Origin of the sequence: Undibacterium sp. Ji22W (assembly GCF_049340305.1) — a bacterium.
GTDB lineage: Bacteria > Pseudomonadota > Gammaproteobacteria > Burkholderiales > Burkholderiaceae_D > Undibacterium.
Genome location: NZ_JBMPOU010000003.1, coordinates 1,019,356 through 1,037,141, shown reverse-complemented (window position 1 = coordinate 1,037,141; position 17,786 = coordinate 1,019,356). Strand labels below are relative to the sequence as shown.

General features: G+C 46.4%; 16 protein-coding genes. 5 read left to right on the top strand and 11 right to left on the bottom strand.

Annotated elements, in window-relative coordinates:
* Window positions 1-467 precede the first annotated feature (467 nt).
* The 3 genes from ACO0KW_RS17050 to ACO0KW_RS17040 all read left to right on the top strand — a co-directional run bounded on the left by ACO0KW_RS17050 (window position 468) and on the right by ACO0KW_RS17040 (window position 2,444).
* On the top strand, window positions 468-857 hold the full coding sequence (locus ACO0KW_RS17050; RefSeq protein ID WP_423054552.1) for an HPF/RaiA family ribosome-associated protein: 390 nt from the start codon (window positions 468-470) through the stop codon (window positions 855-857).
* Between the two features lie 158 nt (window positions 858-1,015).
* Entirely contained in the window at window positions 1,016-1,684 is a 669-nt protein-coding gene (locus tag ACO0KW_RS17045; RefSeq protein WP_423054551.1) for a hypothetical protein, read from the top strand.
* Between the two features lie 106 nt (window positions 1,685-1,790).
* Window positions 1,791-2,444, top strand: coding sequence for a CBS domain-containing protein (locus ACO0KW_RS17040; protein WP_423054550.1), 654 nt, complete (start codon window positions 1,791-1,793; stop codon window positions 2,442-2,444).
* 188 nt (window positions 2,445-2,632) lie between these two features.
* Here the strand turns inward: ACO0KW_RS17040 and ACO0KW_RS17035 are convergent, their stop codons facing one another.
* The 9 genes from ACO0KW_RS17035 to ACO0KW_RS16995 form a co-directional block, all read right to left on the bottom strand.
* The gene (locus tag ACO0KW_RS17035) at window positions 2,633-3,298 is read right to left on the bottom strand and encodes a TetR family transcriptional regulator (RefSeq protein WP_423054549.1); all 666 of its coding nucleotides are present in this window, start codon (window positions 3,296-3,298) and stop codon (window positions 2,633-2,635) included.
* Window positions 3,299-3,521: 223 nt separating this feature from the next.
* A complete protein-coding gene (locus tag ACO0KW_RS17030) occupies window positions 3,522-4,160 on the bottom strand; it encodes an oxidoreductase (RefSeq protein ID WP_423054548.1) in 639 nt (212 codons plus the stop codon).
* Window positions 4,161-4,181: 21 nt separating this feature from the next.
* Entirely contained in the window at window positions 4,182-4,967 is a 786-nt protein-coding gene (locus ACO0KW_RS17025; RefSeq protein ID WP_423054547.1) for an SDR family NAD(P)-dependent oxidoreductase, read from the bottom strand.
* A gap of 131 nt (window positions 4,968-5,098) precedes the next feature.
* Window positions 5,099-5,278, bottom strand: a complete 180-nt coding sequence (locus ACO0KW_RS17020; protein WP_423054546.1) for a hypothetical protein — start codon at window positions 5,276-5,278, stop codon at window positions 5,099-5,101.
* Window positions 5,279-5,626: 348 nt separating this feature from the next.
* The gene (locus ACO0KW_RS17015) at window positions 5,627-5,836 is read right to left on the bottom strand and encodes a hypothetical protein (RefSeq protein WP_423054545.1); all 210 of its coding nucleotides are present in this window, start codon (window positions 5,834-5,836) and stop codon (window positions 5,627-5,629) included.
* Between the two features lie 718 nt (window positions 5,837-6,554).
* On the bottom strand, window positions 6,555-7,232 hold the full coding sequence (locus ACO0KW_RS17010; protein ID WP_423054544.1) for a hypothetical protein: 678 nt from the start codon (window positions 7,230-7,232) through the stop codon (window positions 6,555-6,557).
* 294 nt (window positions 7,233-7,526) lie between these two features.
* Window positions 7,527-8,459, bottom strand: coding sequence for a TraB/GumN family protein (locus tag ACO0KW_RS17005; RefSeq protein WP_423054542.1), 933 nt, complete (start codon window positions 8,457-8,459; stop codon window positions 7,527-7,529).
* A 183-nt stretch (window positions 8,460-8,642) separates the two neighbouring features.
* Window positions 8,643-10,217, bottom strand: a complete 1,575-nt coding sequence (locus ACO0KW_RS17000) for a hypothetical protein (RefSeq protein ID WP_423054541.1) — start codon at window positions 10,215-10,217, stop codon at window positions 8,643-8,645.
* Between the two features lie 11 nt (window positions 10,218-10,228).
* Window positions 10,229-11,098, bottom strand: a complete 870-nt coding sequence (locus tag ACO0KW_RS16995) for an ABC transporter ATP-binding protein (protein ID WP_423054540.1) — start codon at window positions 11,096-11,098, stop codon at window positions 10,229-10,231.
* A gap of 820 nt (window positions 11,099-11,918) precedes the next feature.
* Between ACO0KW_RS16995 and ACO0KW_RS16990 the strand changes: the two genes are divergently transcribed.
* Entirely contained in the window at window positions 11,919-13,598 is a 1,680-nt protein-coding gene (locus tag ACO0KW_RS16990) for a methyl-accepting chemotaxis protein (RefSeq protein ID WP_423054539.1), read from the top strand.
* Window positions 13,599-13,641: 43 nt separating this feature from the next.
* On the opposite strand, the gene ACO0KW_RS16985 is transcribed toward ACO0KW_RS16990, so the two are convergent.
* Complete coding sequence (locus tag ACO0KW_RS16985; RefSeq protein ID WP_423054538.1) at window positions 13,642-13,878, bottom strand: M23 family metallopeptidase; 237 nt, start codon at window positions 13,876-13,878, stop codon at window positions 13,642-13,644.
* 688 nt (window positions 13,879-14,566) lie between these two features.
* Between ACO0KW_RS16985 and ACO0KW_RS16980 the strand changes: the two genes are divergently transcribed.
* Complete coding sequence (locus ACO0KW_RS16980) at window positions 14,567-16,405, top strand: putative bifunctional diguanylate cyclase/phosphodiesterase (RefSeq protein ID WP_423054537.1); 1,839 nt, start codon at window positions 14,567-14,569, stop codon at window positions 16,403-16,405.
* A gap of 134 nt (window positions 16,406-16,539) precedes the next feature.
* On the opposite strand, the gene ACO0KW_RS16975 is transcribed toward ACO0KW_RS16980, so the two are convergent.
* A complete protein-coding gene (locus tag ACO0KW_RS16975; protein WP_423054535.1) occupies window positions 16,540-17,613 on the bottom strand; it encodes an endo-1,4-beta-xylanase in 1,074 nt (357 codons plus the stop codon).
* Window positions 17,614-17,786 lie beyond the last annotated feature (173 nt).

Here is a 17,786-nt window from a genome sequence, read left to right as displayed (position 1 = left end):
CATCCGCGATTGAAAAACCTGTCTCTATGATCAACAAGCCTTCCAAAGCTGGGCGACTAGACATCTATCCAAAACCCCTGACGCCGCCCGAACGAACTCGGTAAGACGCAATCTTGTCGTGGTGCGTCAATAGCGAAGCGTATTGCGCAGTATGGAATCGTGCATGCTACGAACGATCAAATCATGAGATGCAACACAGACTCTGCGACACGTTATAGCGAGGCCAGACCCTAAGGCTCATTAATGCTCACTAATGCTCACCTATGCTTACTGTTACTTCCGCATACGAGACACCTCTAAATAATTGATGTGAATGCACAAATAATTCGATTTGTTAGAGGTATCCCAGCTACTTATAATGATTTCACGGTACCTGTACAAAGATAGCAGATCTTAAATGGTGAGACCTACTTTTATCCAACTGCTGATTGACTCGTACCGACCATTTTAAAGACCTTGGAGGATCCATGTACGTTGATATTCAATCAAACAGATTAGAACTTGACGACGATCTGCGTCAGCATACTTTACATCGATTGCACGGCGCAATGGATTGGGCAAGCGATGATGTTAAGACGATTTATGTTCGTTTTTCTAAAATTGACCGCTTCGATCGATGCCATACCACGCGTTGCTTGATTCAGATCTCCTTGTCCAACAAGCCAGTCGTTGTAACTGAGGATAGTGAAAGTGATGTGAACGCTGCGGTTGATAAAGCGGTTGATCGTATCGCGCGTGTCATGGTTCGAAAATTTGGCAGATTTAGAGAGGCTGATTCTCATTGGTTTGAGCATCAGGGGACGAAAGTGAAGCCGACACGTTTAGCCAAAGTGAATCTGAAAATGATGCCATCTTGAGGACAATAGAACCGTTCGGCAAGATAGAAAAACAAAGCATCACAAACACCTAAAACGGCTCGCTCATCGTTCCTTTCATCGTTCTTTGCATCGCAAAAAAGCCAGCATTTGATCATGGCTGGCGGGTCGTCACTGTGACTTATTACTAGGAGTAAATTATGGATTCACGTACCCCATTTTTAAATGTATCCGGCTATTCTCGACCGAGATTTGGCATTTCTCGCAAGGCCTTGTACTGGATAATCGGCAGTGTCTTAACGGTGGCAGTGTTGTTGATTTGGGCTGTCATTGCTTCGGCACAATGGCTGTTATATCAAGGCAAGGATGCTGCAGTCGATCTGATCAATGACGCTCCAAAAATATCTGAGACCGTTTTAGGAAAAGTAGAACAAGTGATGCCAGGAGCGAAGAAAACACTCGAAGGTGCGATACCTGAAGCAAAAGAAGCAGTAGAAGGTGTCGTGCCAGGGGCAACTGGCGCTCTGGAGAGTGTGCTGGGCGGCTTAGACTTAAAACGATCGACGCAACGCGAAGTCAGTGGAACTGATGTCGCTCCTGTCGCCCGGTACGATGGTTTGGTACGCATTGCATGGGATCAATCAGGTATCGCTCAATATGAAGGCAAAGCCGACTTCAAGCAAGTTCGTCATCACTACAGCACTGGGTTTATCGAGCAAGGATATACAGAGACGATCGTCTCAGCAACTCAGGAAACCGAGGTACAAGAATACCTGAAGGGCAAAGATCGCTACAAGTTAACGACCACGCAAAAATCACCTAAGGTCGTGCAATTGAAAATTGAAAAAATGACGATGCAAAGTAGTTAGCAAGCGCGAAACTGTGATCCACAAATATCCCGCAGTCTAGAAGGTGACGAGTGGCATAGCTTGTACGTTCGATGCTTCGGTGCGTGTTCAGAATGAAGGAGTTATTATGTTTTCGGTATATGGCGTCACAGGGCAAGTGTATTCAGGCTCATTTGAAGGCATCAGTCGTGTCAACCAAGTCCGTCAAACACGACGGAGCCGCACAGTGCAGGAAGACGGATTTGAACTAGGTACCGATATTATTCCCAGCCCAATTCCTGCAAAAACCTTGGCACCGACTGCGGCGGAACAACGTGCAATCAATGCCTACCGGTCGACATTACCAATCGAATTTGAACGTGGCCCGCTCTTTCATGCGCGGCAGATCATGCAAACCAAAGTGATTACTGTCAACGTCAATGATTCCGTATCTGACGCATGGGAACTCATGCGAGAAAGCAGCATTCATCAAGCGCCAGTGTTCAACAACGCAGCTAAACTCATTGGTGTTGTCAGTGAGCGCGACTTACTCACCAGTCTCAATCTCACACAAAATGGCATGACCAATGTACTAGATCGGTGTGTGAGTGATGTCATGCGTACGCCTGTTGTCGCCAGTTCACCGCTGACCGATATCCGTCGCATTGCACGTGTGATGCTAGATTTTGAGGTTGATGGCGTGCCCATTGTCGATGATTCAGAACGACTGGTCGGTTTTATTTCACGTAGCGACATGCTAAGGGTGATGATGAAAGACCCGCCACTCAGTCTTTGGTGCTAATGCTAGCGCGACGTAAAACGAACGAGGCCTCAACGATCCAATAGCAAACACGGCGCGCCGCCAACTCCAATTCTGAATCTAGGCACCTAAGCCGAACATAGGGCCGCGCCAGTAATGGGATCGGAATGCGAATTTGTTCAACATCGTGCGCTACAGGCCTACCTCATTCCAAAGACTTGGCATATCCATTAGGCTAAAGCACCACGCCAATACTCGGTTAGCGTGGCTGTCAGTTCGCCATGAAATTCGGGGCGTATCGGTGCGAATACAGGTTTTGAAAGTAGCTTCTGAAGGTGTTCTGGATAATCGAGTGATTGCCACAATCCCCGCATTAAGGCATAAGTGCGCAGTAAGAGACTGGCGCCACGAGCATCTTCAAGTGCTAATACTGTTTCCAGTAATTTTCCGGTCTCGACTAAGCTTCGGGTCAATTCAAACTTGAATGCATACAAAAATTCATCACTCAGGTTTTGTTCCAGCACACTGTAGGACATCGCATCGAGTCGTAAAAACTCAGGATGTGTTTTGAGATAAATGACAATTTCTTGAATCAAGCCATTCGCTAGATCTTGGCGATGTGCTTTTGAGGCTTTTTTATGGCTAATATTCTTACCCAGAAAAGCATGAATTGTTCCAAGTAGCCCAGCGAACTCTTCTGCTAATAGGGCAAGAAAAATCTCTTCTTTAGTACTGAAATAAAGATAGACCGTGCCCTTGGCCAAGCCGGCTTGATTCGCAATCGTAGCAACTGCGGGCAATTGCCTATCGTTTGCGAGAAATAGTTCACGCGCGGCGTTAAGAATAAGGCTGCGTTTGATGTATTTGTCGTCACTAGTCAGTGCGCGTGTCTTCATGTTTCAGTGGAATTGCGATGTTGCGGGAATACGATCATTGTACAACTTCAAACGAGATTTTCCCTTAGGTACAGTAGAGCCGCGATTTGCGTTCTGGTCGCGGATTTTCGGTTATTTTTGGCGTTCTTCATTGCTTATGGCTAGCTAGGAGCACCTCATTCACGCCAACACTGCCACGAAAAATACATCCGTCATCATCTCAAATTTCAATGGAAAATGTCGGTCAAAGATCATAAATCGCATCCGATTCAAGGATATGCTTTCCTGGTTTATTCTCAAAAGCCAATCGCCACATCATTTTTGCTACCTTGCTGGTACTGACCGCACGATATTTTGTCGGGATAATCGGTGCGAATATTTTTGCCAGAAAAATCGCTGCAGATTCGCCCGGTCGCTTGTCACGGCGCGGTCCGCCATCGAGAAACGATGGACGCACAATCCCAAGTTTTGTAAAACCTAATGTTTCCAAATCCAGCTCAACCTGTCCTTTCACTCGCAAATAAAACGACGATGCATTGCTAGCAGCGCCTAGCGAGGAATTGTAAATAAAGCTCTGCACTCCAGCATCTTTCGCTGCTCGCGCAGTCTTTAGAACATAGTCATGATCGATCTCGAAAAAACGTTCCTGTGAACCCGCGAGTTTCATTGTCGTTCCCAATGCGCATAACACCACATCGGCATGCCACCATTCTGCATCCGTCGGTACGTTGGCAAAGTCGATCACCGGATTCACTAATTTAGGATGCTGGTTTAAGGCTGTGCGGGTTGGTGCAATTACCTGATTAACACGAGGGTTTTCCAAGGCTTGCAAAAGTAATTGCTGCCCGACCAATCCGCTTGCTCCCAAAATGATGCAACGCATGTTGACTCCTCCATGTAGATTCTAGTTTTTCATCAAGAGATACGCTAATTTTGTCTGCCACTGACGCGGTACAAAACGGTTGCAGAATATCGTCAATTTATTAATCAAACCAGGCACCACACTCGCCTTGCCAGCAAAGAGAGCCTGTAAGCCAATGATAGCAACTGGACGAGACTGCATCATCACCATTCTTTGATAGAAAGTTGGCTTTTGCCCTGACACTTGTAAAAAACTGGTGGCCGTAATGCCTGGTGATAGCACACTCACCTTGATATTGTATCTTGCTAGTTCATGGTGCAACGCTTCACCAAATAAGAGCACGTAGGATTTCGATGCTGAGTAAGCAGCATAAGTCGGTGTCGCCTGATATGCCCCTATGCTAGCGATCAACAAGATTTGCCCACCACCTTGTTGCCGCATATCCTCGGCAAATACATGTGTTAGCTGGGTCAGTGTCATCATATTCAGAGCCAACATCTCACTCGTTTTCACCACATCTTGCTCTAAAAACTCGCCGAATAAACCGAAACCGGCATTGTTAATCAAGGTGGCGACATGAATGCGATCTTGATCAAGGGTCGACTTGAGTTTCAATGCAGAGGTATCTTTACTGAGATCCAGTTCAATGACCTTCACTTTGATTGAATAGCGTTCCTGTAGGCTTACTGCTAAGGCTTGCATAGGCTCAAGGCGACGTGCCACCAGCACCAGGTTTGCACCTCGTTCTGCCAACAAGTTGGCGAAATCAATTCCTAGACCACTAGAAGCGCCCGTAATTAATGCCCATGTATCTTTTAAATCTTGCATATTTTTCTTTGGCTCAAATGACCAGCGGTCATCATGTTTAAAAAATAAAATGACCTGCGGTCATTTATGGTTTGAATTTTAGAAAAATTCGGTTGAATGGTCAAGTTAAATTATTTGTGATGGTTTTCTAATTAAGCCAAATGACGTGCATCGGATTCGTCGCCATGATGCTTTGGCTCGTCAGATTGTTTGATGGCAGTTGTGTTGGCAAGGCACACTCGAAAACTCTGTGCTTGCGAGCCATCCACCAACCAATACCAATTAAAAGTTGACGCCACCACCACGTCCGCTGATTGCGATTGATATGGCATTAATGCGCTTCAAATCTCGTCTACACTATTCGGATGCCTCTGCTGTATATGACTTTGTCAGATTCATCCAAAGTAACCACAACACTATTGTTCGGATATAGGTCTACGCCGCAAACAACATACCGTTTTCCCCGTTAAAGTTTCGTTTCGCAACTCAACTTTACTCCAACGGCATACGCTATTGGAGGGAGGCGGTTAGATGACTATCAAGTCTTGAGATGCGAAACCGACTGATACGTTATTGCAAGAACTGAGCACAAAACTACAACAATCGTCACTCGCTAGACTGTGCTCCAAATCATGGTTCAGTCCCTAGTAGCTAGATCTGTTAAATTATTTTCCAATGACTTAGCGCGCAAGAAACCCGCCCATGGTGGCATGGACCATCGCATTGACAATCTGTTCTTGATTCAGCTTATTGTCACGCAACAAAAAATCGACCGTCGGATCACAAGCTCGTGAATACAACGTAAACACCAACACATCATCTGGCACTTCTGGGGCTAAAGCGCCATCAGACCGCGCTTGTGCCACCAAGGCATGGAAGCGCTTATTCACGCGCAATGCCACCGTCATATAGCCATGTAGGGCGGGTGCAACCCGCGCTGTAAATCATCACACCGATTTATGGTTCAAATCTGCTTTCAAGCATCAAATCACCTTCCCGATATTTTGAACATTCTGGCGGCGCGGGTTGCACCCGCCCTACTTTTTTCGTCTTCATTTTCACTTTATTTCGTTCGGTTAGAACAAAGAAAACAAAGGGGCCAAGTCATGGCATAGCATACTTCTGAACAAGACTAATCCCAATGATCAGAACATTGCATCTAAGCTTCCTCGATATCCTCTCTCACATCACCTCGCGCGCTAACGCTCGGATCGCGTGCTATCTTGACGATGACGATACGCAGCAATTTCTCTATCCGTTAACTTGTTGCGCAGAGAGACTTGAACTGTATTTCTGCGCGCAATCACTGCACGTTCTATTCATCTTATCTTGAGTCACACTGTCAATCACCATTGACTGCAACAAGTTTGCTCCAAGAATTCTTCTTACCCAGACAGAATTCATCATTATTTACTCGGAAGTAAAAATATACTAATCTTTGCTTAGAACTTCTTTTCTGAATTTCATACTGTCCTCCCCAAAGAAGATTCTGAAATACCTCATTCTCCGTTTCTTGACCAACGCTTTGTTTATTTGAAAATGCATGTCAAGACTTGACCCCGTATTTTCACGCATTTTCTGCTTATGATAAAAAACATCCTAGCCAACTTACTTCAACAAATAAATAAAATTTGTCCACCAAGACCAACCAGTGGATGCGTAAAAGCCGTATTGTTGTAGGCTCACCGAAAATAAAAGAATAAGGTAGGGCGCGCGCAATTTTCCTTTACGATAATCATCGTAGATTAAGGCGAGTACGATGGCAATACAGATCGCATATGACAAGTGCACGGCCATTTCAAATGAAGTAATCCATTCCCCCAATCTTGGCATAATGCGTCCGAGTGCTGGTGGCAAAACAAGAATGGCTGTTGACGCCATAAACCGTGCGTGGAGCTGAATATTCATGCGATAGTAAATCGCGGACACATAAGCCACGACAAAAGTGATCAGGGTGATGGTATCAATCCAAGCAAGCAGGCTACCAAAGGCTTGAGAAAACCCAGATGAGCTCGTCACCATCGCCTTAATCATCAGAATGCCAGAGGCCAAAAATAGTGGCGCCAGTATTAGCGAAGTACGTCCCACCATCCTATGTACTTTTATTTTCCCCGTCCGTACAAACCATGCTTGGATGATCAACATCAGCATCCAAAGCGTCGCGGTGATACCGTGAAAATGATGCGCCAAATCGGCATTTGGCAGGTTGCCGAAATAAGAGGGATAAAAACCGATTACCGCTATCATCAGCACTAAGCTGAAATAATAAACCGCATGCCTATACATAGGAGCTCCAAACAACTCAATATAAGACGCTAAGTTTGTTTGAATTGCAGGTACTTGGCAAATGCTTTGCCTTTGAATAGTTGAGTGATCCTAAATAATGAGGCGCAGCCGCAACACCTCTGAGATGCTTTCGATAGCCTTATGAGAGAAGATTGCCCTGCAGACTCGGGGGGAAATCTGAACATGCAATATTGTCGTCATGAATCCACTATCGCAAAATTTACGCTCTGATTTCCCCCCTAAAATTCACAAACCTACTAAAGCACATCGACAAAACACTTCCCCTTGATTTCTCTACGCCGCCCGCACATGCCAACCATCTGCTCTGAGTTGTTCCAGCAAGCTATCTGGACCAGCCATGTGGTACAGGCCGACAATCACCAACGAGGGTTTGGACTGTTTCTGCATCGCCGCGAATCTGGGTAACCAACTGCGGTTGCGGGCCACCATATGTTTGGCATAGAGATCAGGTTGTACTCGCTTCACATTGGAAACAAACGCGTCTGCGGGTCCACTATCACCACGTGCCCAAGCCGCGTAGATACGTTCATTCTCTGCATGTCCTGCCAAAATATGATCCAGTGTGTACTGGAGGAATTGACTATCTTCCTGAGGAGTCATACCACCCATGAATTCGATCAGATCATCCTGTGATCGAAACTCGCTCGCGTGCGGAATATTCAGTGCCTTGGCACTGCGCAACAATACACGTTCCGCAGTGCCCTCCTCATTCAATTTCAGTGATCCAAAATAGGCAGACTCAATCGTGAACGCCGCCAACCAAGGCTTCATCGGTGCAAGCGCTTCCATTGGAAACTTGGCAAGTTCGGCGACTTGTTTGAGGCGATCCACATCATTGGCACTGAGTCTTTCAGTGATTGGTTTACTGGTATCAAGTCCATATTTTGCAACCAACTCCTTAGGATTCTTGTGACGGATTTGATTGGTTTCAGTCCACACTTCAGCACAGGTTTTGACCAAGGCTTCAACGCGCGCATCACTCCAAGCGTTAGCACGGGCTGGGGTTTCACCCATTAAATATACCGTGCTCCCGGCTTTTTCCACCAGCCACAATGGCCATACTGCCGCTGCAGGAAAATCCTTTTCCACCGCGACTGCACGACCAGACAGACCGAAACCGGCCGTAGCGGAAATTGCCGCGATGATGCTTAAAAACTGTCGACGTGATGACATACCATTTGGATTTTTTGTGATCTTGGTTCGCATGATTTACTTTTCTTAAGCTTGTAGTTAGTACGTGAAAGGAAAACATCGTACAAAAAATGTTCCGATCACTATTTCGGTTTATGACAGAATGCCAATAAAGACATGCAATTTGCGCGACCATGGCCTTGACGTTGACTTGACGAAGCACAGAGTCGTGCAAGTAATAAGATTAAAGTCACCCTCTTAACGCGCTTGATTTCGGTTATAAGCAAATCCCAATACCAAAGCGGCAAGTCCGATTTCACTGTAAAACAAAATGGAATTATTGCTTGCAGATTCATTGAACGCCAGCACGTCAAAATAAGGCGCACCCTTGGTTTGAATCGCAAGGTAAAACCAAAACATGAATGGCCCGAGAAAGGCACGAGACGTGCGGGTCAATCGCCCCAACATGGATGCCAAAGCACTCATAAAAAGTACGCCAACGAATAGTGCCAAAGCGAAATGTGGTGCCTGAAAACTCCAACGATACAAGACGATACCGAACAGCATGAACCCTAACAACACACTGGCCGCAAATTGACGTAGGTAGCGACGATCTGCGCCACCACTCACCGCGTCGCCCATGGCACACAACTGCGCCTGATGATCTCGCGTACTCAGATCACTAATCAAGACTCCCCACAAAGCACAGGCAAAGACCAAGATACCTGGCAGGTTTTTCACATTCATGAGTGCGGCGAAAAGCGAGAACCCAATCATTGCAATAATAGCGAGCGGTGAGTTGACTAAAGTCACTGCGACTTCCGCGACTACTTGCCCGGCGAAATTGGGGGTCTTCGCTGCGAAACCGAAGAGCGGTTTCGCAAGGCGCGAAACCGGGCGAAGCCATGCGTTGACGATCTCAAAGGGTGTTCTACGTTTTCTGATATTCGACAATTTTATTTTGTCAGGCGAATAGCGATGAAACAGCGGAATCGCGAGCAACATAGGGATAAAACTCAGCAAGGTCGTGACGGCACGATACTGCAATATGGTAGTGGGAAACGCCGCCAATTCGACAACATTGGCTGTCAAACTTGGATTGAAGGTACCAAGTCCAATCGAAATGCTATGCACCGTAAATTGTGTGCGAACCATCAGATCGACGATCGTCATTCCTAATCCTTCTAGGATCATGAGCGGCGGCATGCTAGTGACGCGATCGTGCCCTACTCTATCGAGCATCGATATTTGAAATACCCAAATGAAGAAGTAAATCACATCGCCCGCTTTGCCCATGAGAAGCGGAACACTGTCGAACAAGATTGCACAGCTCGCGCCAAAAAAGATTACAGGAAGCAGCACTAGGCCATACACTTTCAGATAAACCATCAGCTGCAATGCACTTTCACCGCGCACGATTTGCAAGCCCATGACCGTTATCATATATGCCGCAAGAATGAGGAGTAAGTATGCCACCGCTCCCAACCAACGACTGAAGATAAAGGTGCTATTGCCGATTCGCGTGGTGGCAATCACTGCACCAATTCCACAACGTGCATCCTCCGCGATTCGGCCTCGAATTAAGTAAAAACTCAATAACCCGAGTAAGGGCGAAAACAGACAGGCAGTGCCCAAGGCAAGTGAGGAACTATTGTAGATGGTACGCGCTTGATTGATCACCAAGATACTCAATTTGCCGTCACCTGCGCCAAAAATCAAACGCGCCAGTAGTGCGATCAATACAAGTACAACCAAGGTGCTGAAGCGACGTGAACGCAGTCGGACTTCATTCATCACCAAGGATTTTATGACGAGAATTTGCTGTGTCGACATGCTCATCCACCTCACAAAATGCTGTCATGATTGGCGTAACGCTGTGCCATCAGCGCTTCTTCTAAACTCGGTGTCGCCAATACAGCACCCACACATGGTGAGTGCGGATGCGCTACACGAACATTCACGACCTCGCCTTGGCGCTGCATGTGCAATACGTTGGTGCGAGCGCGCAATTCTTCTAATTCTGCTAGTGAAACCTGTGCCGACCAGACTTGGCCACGCGCGTTTTCTATCATGTTGTCGGGGGTATCGAATCCGATCAATTTACCCGAACGCATAATCGCCAATTCACTCGCTACACTCTCGACATCGGACACAATATGCGTGGACATAATCACCAATTTACTATGACCAATATCACCTAACAGATTGCGGAAGCGCAGACGCTCTTCTGGATCGAGTCCGGCTGTTGGTTCATCGACGATCAAAATATCGGGATCATTCAGCAAGGCCTGTGCAATTCCCAAGCGTCGACGCATACCACCTGAGAAAGCAGCTGCCGAGCGATTTGCGTGATCTTGCAGGTTCACCAGTTCGAGCAACTCTTTAATACGGCGCGGATCTTTGACGCCTTTCAGCGCGGCAAAATACTGCATAAATTCGAGGGCAGATAAATTGGGATAAACCCCAAAGTCTTGCGGTAGAAAACCCAATCGCTGCCGAATCGCATCAGGTTTTTTGATGATATTGACGCCTTGAAAAATAATCTCGCCACTCGTGGGTTTTGTCAGCGTTGCGATCATTTGCATCAACGTCGTTTTACCCGCGCCGTTGTGACCAATTAAGCCGACGACACCCCGGGTTAGCGACAGCGAGACATTGTCCACCGCCGTCACTGCCTTACCGAAAGTTTTGACGACATTCTGAATTTCTAACATGATTTTCCCCTACTGATTGACTCACAAAGACCGGTGATTGGCGTGTAAGCCGGTTGTCCATGTCGTCACAGTAAATGACTTCGGTAAAGTCTATCGGCGAAAACCGATGAACTGCAAAATGAGAGGGTTGAGTTGTTCAGAATTTGCGAGATTTGTCTTTAGGATCAAGTCAAAGAAGAAAGGCTTTGGGACGGCACTGGATTCTTCAAGGCTCTGTGTCCGTATATTCAAGGCTAGAAAAAATTTGGTGAAGCCACTTGTGTGCAACACATATTCGATCGCCCTACTTTGCACGCTCAATTTCTAAGCGAGACTGAGATTTAGAAAGAGAATCAAGATAAAGAAATCCAACGCGCATAGCTACAGTGTCAATTTTGTTTGGCCAAGATCTGTCGTAATTTAGATTTGCGTCACCATGTGATGAACCAGGTTGTGCTGGGTAGACAGTAATATTGATCGTCAAAACTTGATCCTAGAGTTCCGCACAATGTTTGTTGCCAACAGTGAGAAGTTGGCGTATCAACACCATTCTTTTCTCATGTTGTCACTAGGTCTCTTGCTAATAGCCTATTCCCCAATTCACCAAATCGACCGACGTCAGCAAAGCTTTGGTAATGGTGTTACATTGCCGTACTGCAATTTCACGATAAAAGTCTTTTATCGAAAGCATGTTAGAAAAATCTTAGCCTACATTGTTATTTTCAAGCTTGTCCTAGAAGCTAGCTTAGTCAATATCCCTACCTCAAGTGCATCTCGGAGAGTCAATCCTGATGTGTAAATCTGGCTCTTACGACAAAACTTTTAATAATTTGGAGGCATTATGAATGCCAAGGTATTTAGTAATCTCACCCTCAAGGCGCGCATTGGATTGGGATTTGCATTGGTTCTATTAATGATGGTCGCTTTGACCATTATTGGTATTAGACAGGTCAATTCGATCTCAACAGGATTAACGACCATTGGGGACGTAAATAGTGTCAAGCAACGCTATGCGATCAATTTTCGAGGCAGTGTGCATGACAGAGCGATTGCATTGCGTGATGTGATTTTGGTGCCAAGCGATGCAGAACTTGACCCAGTCCTCGCTACCATTGCTAACTTATCGGCTGATTATGAAAAGTCGGCAGCACCCTTAGATAAGATGTTCAGTGAGAGCAAAGACGTCAGCAACGAAGAAAAGAACATCTTAGAAAGCATCAAAGAGACTGAGGCACGTACGCTGCCGATGATCAAGAAAGTTATCGAATTACGTCGTGCTGGTGATGCGGATCAGGCTAAGCAAGTCATGCTGAGCGAAGCACGTCCGGCTTTTATCGAGTGGCTAGGTCGAATTAATAAGTTGATTGATTTTGAAGAAAACCTGAATCGCCAGGAATCAACGATGGCCCGCGCAACGGCCAGTGGTTTTCAAACACTCATGTTGATTACCTGCTTTGCTGCACTTGTTTTGGGGGCCGTGGTCGCTACTTTGATAGCACGTAATATTTCAAGAGCACTCGGCGGTGAGCCGAGCGAAGCTAGTGCGATTGCCCGCAGTATTGCCGCTGGTGATCTTAGTATTGCGATCGATGTCGATGCGCGAGATAAGACCAGTGTTTTATCAGCGATGAAGGAGATGCGTGATAGTTTGGTCAGTATAGTGGGACGTGTGCGCAGCACTACAGAAACAATTTCGACTGGCTCCTCGGAAATCGCGTCGGGCAACCAAGACTTGTCTGTACGTACAGAACAACAAGCAACCTCTCTCGAAAATACCGCGAGCTCAATGTCTGAATTAACTTCGACGGTAAAACAAAATGCCGACAACGCCAAACAGGCAAATCAACTAGCAGTGACAGCCTCAGGTGTCGCGATTAAAGGTGGCGAGGTGGTCTCTCAAGTCGTCGACACCATGAGTTCGATCAATGATTCTGCTAAAAAAATCGTCGATATCATTGCCGTCATCGATGGTATCGCGTTCCAAACCAATATTCTTGCGTTGAATGCTGCGGTCGAAGCTGCTCGCGCTGGTGAACAAGGTCGAGGCTTTGCCGTAGTGGCCAGCGAAGTACGCAATCTGGCACAGCGATCAGCCGCAGCAGCCAAAGAAATTAAGACGCTGATAGGTGATTCAGTGGAGAAAGTCGATGCCGGAAGCAAGCTAGTAGCAGTTGCTGGCAGCACCATGAACGAAATAGTTATTAGTGTAAAACGAGTAACCGACATCATGGCTGAGATCATGGCTGCGAGCGTAGAACAGAGCACCGGCATCGAACAGGTGAATTTTGCTATCGATCAAATGGATCAAGTCACACAGCAAAACGCAGCCTTGGTAGAAGAAGCTGCAGCTGCGGCAGCATCGATGCGCGACGAGGCGAGTCAGTTAGCAGAAACAGTCGCGGTGTTTAAGTTAAGTCATACGCAGACTGCGGCACTTGGAGCGACAACCAAGCCGCGGCCAGCTAGTTCCACCTCAAAGATTGGCAAAAAACGTAGTCCTTCCATGAAGCTAATTGCATGATTCCCTACTTGCGTCGCGTTAAAATTTGAGGGGCACATGCTGATCATTTTGCTATAGCTTTATCCTCGCTGAAATCGATCAATATTTCGTCGCCCCACGGAAATTCATTACTTCGCGTCATCCATTCGCCATTCGCAATCTTCATTCGAAATTGATCGATAACAAAAGGTAGCCCTTCGCTCTCGAGGACGCTTGGATTTGTCGTTACTTGAAAGTGCAAATGCGGCCAGCGTGAGTCGCCAGAGTTACCTACTCTGGCGATGACTTGCCCTTTCTTCACACGCTACGTCTTACTAAGTGGCGCTGCGCTTTTCATATTTATTATTGGATAAGCGGTGCGCGACTATAGCTGAGAGCAATTCACAGAAAGGTGACGCTACGAAAGGATGACGAACTAAGGGCATAAGCTGCAGCTAGTTTATGCCAAAAGGTGAACGAGTAATTGGAGGCGCAAGTCTAGGCATGCAATTACCTTATTTGAGCGATGGTACTCAAAATCTTTCCTCGTTAAAGAACATCAATCGTCAGTCGTTTCAAGGAAAAAGTCGTAAATTGAAATGTCTGTTGAATTTTTTTAGCTGCGCCAAATTTTTCCCTTTAGAACTTAAACTCCCTAAGCTTAAGTCTAAAACTAGGGGCTAGCGCCTCAGTTGGGCTAGTCAGAGCCGACACAAATAGCCTCGCACCTATTGATTTAAATTGACTCGGCATATTTCACGAGACTAGAATCTATTCGCTAGACCACATTCATTCAATCGCAAGGGCTTGTGAATGATGTCTGATGGCACCTTCCGCAGTGCAAATTGAAAAAAGTGCGAACTAAAATCCTATCTATGCACAATCACGCCCTAACATTTTTTGATGGTGTAGCTGTGTCGTGTAGCGCTTTATGTGCTGCGCTAGCCTTGATCTATTGGCGCGAGAATCGCAGGTGGAATATACGCGGGTATAGCATTCTTGCCGCTGCCATGGCTCTCGGAGCGTTTGCATGGACAGGTTCTGTATTTTGGGGAGAACTTGAGATTAAAGGCGACTCCAGCGATTTGATTACCGCGGTGCCTTGCCTGATAGGCGTAGCACTTCTACTCATTGGTTTTGCGCACACGACCAAGAACCCAGGACAAAGTTGGAAACCTGAAAGAAAATTTCTGGTTTTCACACTATTTTCCGCTGCGATCGCCGCACTTGTTAGCCGTGACCTCAGCATCAGTGTTGATGCCGTTATCGTGCTACTTACCACAGCTTGTGGCATTCGGGGACTGAATAGGCACAAGGCAGATCCTTCGGGCGGTTACAACCTGATCGGAATCGCATTTTTCACCTATCCACTTCTTTACCTACCGCTGCGCTTGCCTGGTAGTCATATCAGCGCTGAACAACTAGACCAATTGTTATCCGTGCCTTTTACTGCTGTCGGCATGATGATTTTTGCTGTTGGCTTTGCACAGTCCAGGGAAAAAATAATTTCAACAGTTGATGCGCTCAATGAGTCCAAAGAAGTCATCCGCAAGATGCTTTACATCGATGCAGATACAGGCTTACCAACCCGACAGGCGCAATTAGAATGGGCCAAGGAGTTGACTGAGGCAGGAACACCCTATGTGATCATTGGAATATTTCTTCGGAATTATTCTCAGCTCTATAGTAATTTTGGTATGCGTCAAAGCAATGCGGTTGTAAACGAATTTGTATTGGCACTTAAAGAAATTATGCCCCCAGGATATCGGCTCGGAAGGTCCTTGGGAATGCGTTTTTCTATCTTGGCAACCGGTGATATTAGCGATGCATCCATCGCGAGTTTTGCCAGCCGCATCATGGAACGACTGAAGATACCATTTCAACTAGAAGATGCTGCCATCGTGGTTCAAGTTTCTATTGGATCCTCTGCCTATCCCGCCGACGGTGTTTCTTTGAGTGATGTCATCCGCAATGCTTACACAGCGCTTACCGAAGCAGAGCAATTGGATGAGCCTGTGTATTGCCGATTTAACGAAGAACTTGTCAAAAAGAGTCAGCACCTTCATTGGCTCGATCATAACCTTCGCTTGGCCATAGAAAGAAATGAGTTTGCCTTACACTACCAACCCAAAATCGATTTAAGAGACGGCAGCTGTAATGCAGTAGAAGCCTTAATTCGCTGGACGCATCCTGAAGCTGGCAATGTTAGACCCGATCAATTTATTCCCCGTTGTGAATCCAACGGACTAATTATTGCACTTGGAAATTGGATCATCTCGACTGCGGCGAATCACGCTGCAACGTGGAACGCACAAGCTTGCCCCATGCGCGTTGCGATCAATATTAGTGTGCAACAATTGCGTGATCCCGAATTACTTTCAAAGTTACGGGATGCCCAAACTACGGCAGGCGGATTGCTGGATTTTGAATTAACAGAGAGCTGCTTCATGAGTAACGAGCCGCACTTTTTGGAGCTAATCACCGAGATTCGTCACTTAAAATTTGGCATCCACCTAGATGACTTTGGAACTGGATATTCATCATTATCCCGGTTAAAAGATCTACCCTTGACAGTGTTAAAGCTGGATAGGGTTTTTGTGCAAGATATTGCAAATGTATCCAGGGGACAGAAACTCCTCAGAGCAATGATCCATTTGGCGCGTGAGCTGGAACTGCAAGTCGTGGCTGAAGGCGTGGAAACGCAGGAGCAAGCGACTTTTCTGAAAGACCAAGGCGTCGAATTCGCTCAAGGTTGGCTGTATGCACGTGCGATGCCGAGTGACGAACTACTGGAATGGTATTCACTTAATGGAAAATCTAATCGCGCTGCAGTGTCAAATCAATCGTAGAATCGCCGCCCAGTATGACTGAGACGTGAAATTACCGATGCGCGGTAACAAGACTTTTACCTACCAATTTTTCTACAGCGTCCGGTGCCAGAAACAGTTGCCAACAGTTGCCAACAGTTGCCAACACTTTCCAACTATTGCAACTCCTTCAAACCCTCCAACACGCCCCAAAAAGCGGGCTTTGCCTGCCCTTGATCGTCAAACAGCAAAGGCCAATCGGGGTAAGGTTTGCTTTCGACGAGCCATGAATCCTTGTCCAACAAACCCCAGAAAGTGATGCCTCCGCGTTGGGCGGGTGGCACACTTTGCAGATAGGCGCTGACAATTTCTCGGTATCTGTTTTTTTGCAGTTGCGTCAGAGCGGGATCTAAATTTGCCACCTTTCGTGTTTGATTTAGACTGACATCTAACTCTGAAATGCGTACCTGCAAACCCCGTGCAACCACTGCCTGCAACGCACTTTTAATCTGCGCGATGTTTGGGCTATCGACTCTGACATGCATCTGAAAACCTATGCCATGCAGAGGAATACGACGGCGCTGGAAATCATCTATTATAGTTAGCATGAACTGCAATTTTTCGGCCTTTGACTCCATCCCAAAGTCGTTGTAATACAGGACTGCCGCTGGGTCTGCTTCATGGGCGGCGATAAAGGCTTGTTCTATATAAGCAGGCCCGAGTTTATCGAGAAATAATGTAGCGCGGTATTGATCTGTGTGTCTGTTATCGATCGCTTCATTGACGACGTCCCAGCTCTTAACTTTGCCAGCAAAATGCCTGCAAATTTGCTGTACATGATCACGCAACATCGCTTGCCAGTCACCTTGATAAGATTTCATCCAGTCCGGCAACTGAGAATCATGATGCCAAATCAAAGTATGTCCATGCATAATCATCCCGTGTCCGCGTGCATACTCAACGAGGGCATCAGCGGCCACAAAATCATAAGTGTCAACAGCGGGATGCAAGAAACGCATTTTCATGCCGTTTTCTGCAACGATACTGTTGAACTGTGTAGAAATCAGTGCGGCGCTTTCCTTGATGTCGACCAAATCATCTACTTCATTCCCCACATTCAATGCGACCCCTACAAGAAATTTAGCACTGTCTTTCAACGCGGGCAAAGGTGCTATAGATTGCGCCCTACCTTCGGGTTGCCAGAAACTGATTATCAAAGCGAGCAAGGTGGCGGTCGAACGGAAAGACATGTTTTTTGGCATTCTATTTGTAATAGTGCCTATCCTACATCATCGCTATCAAAATTTCATCGGCGCGTGGCATTAAGGGAATTTCATGGTGCACGAACCAAGATAGTTCTGATGTCGCGACAGCGACATAATTCTTGAGAAAACGCATAGAGATGAATTGGATATAGCTCGCT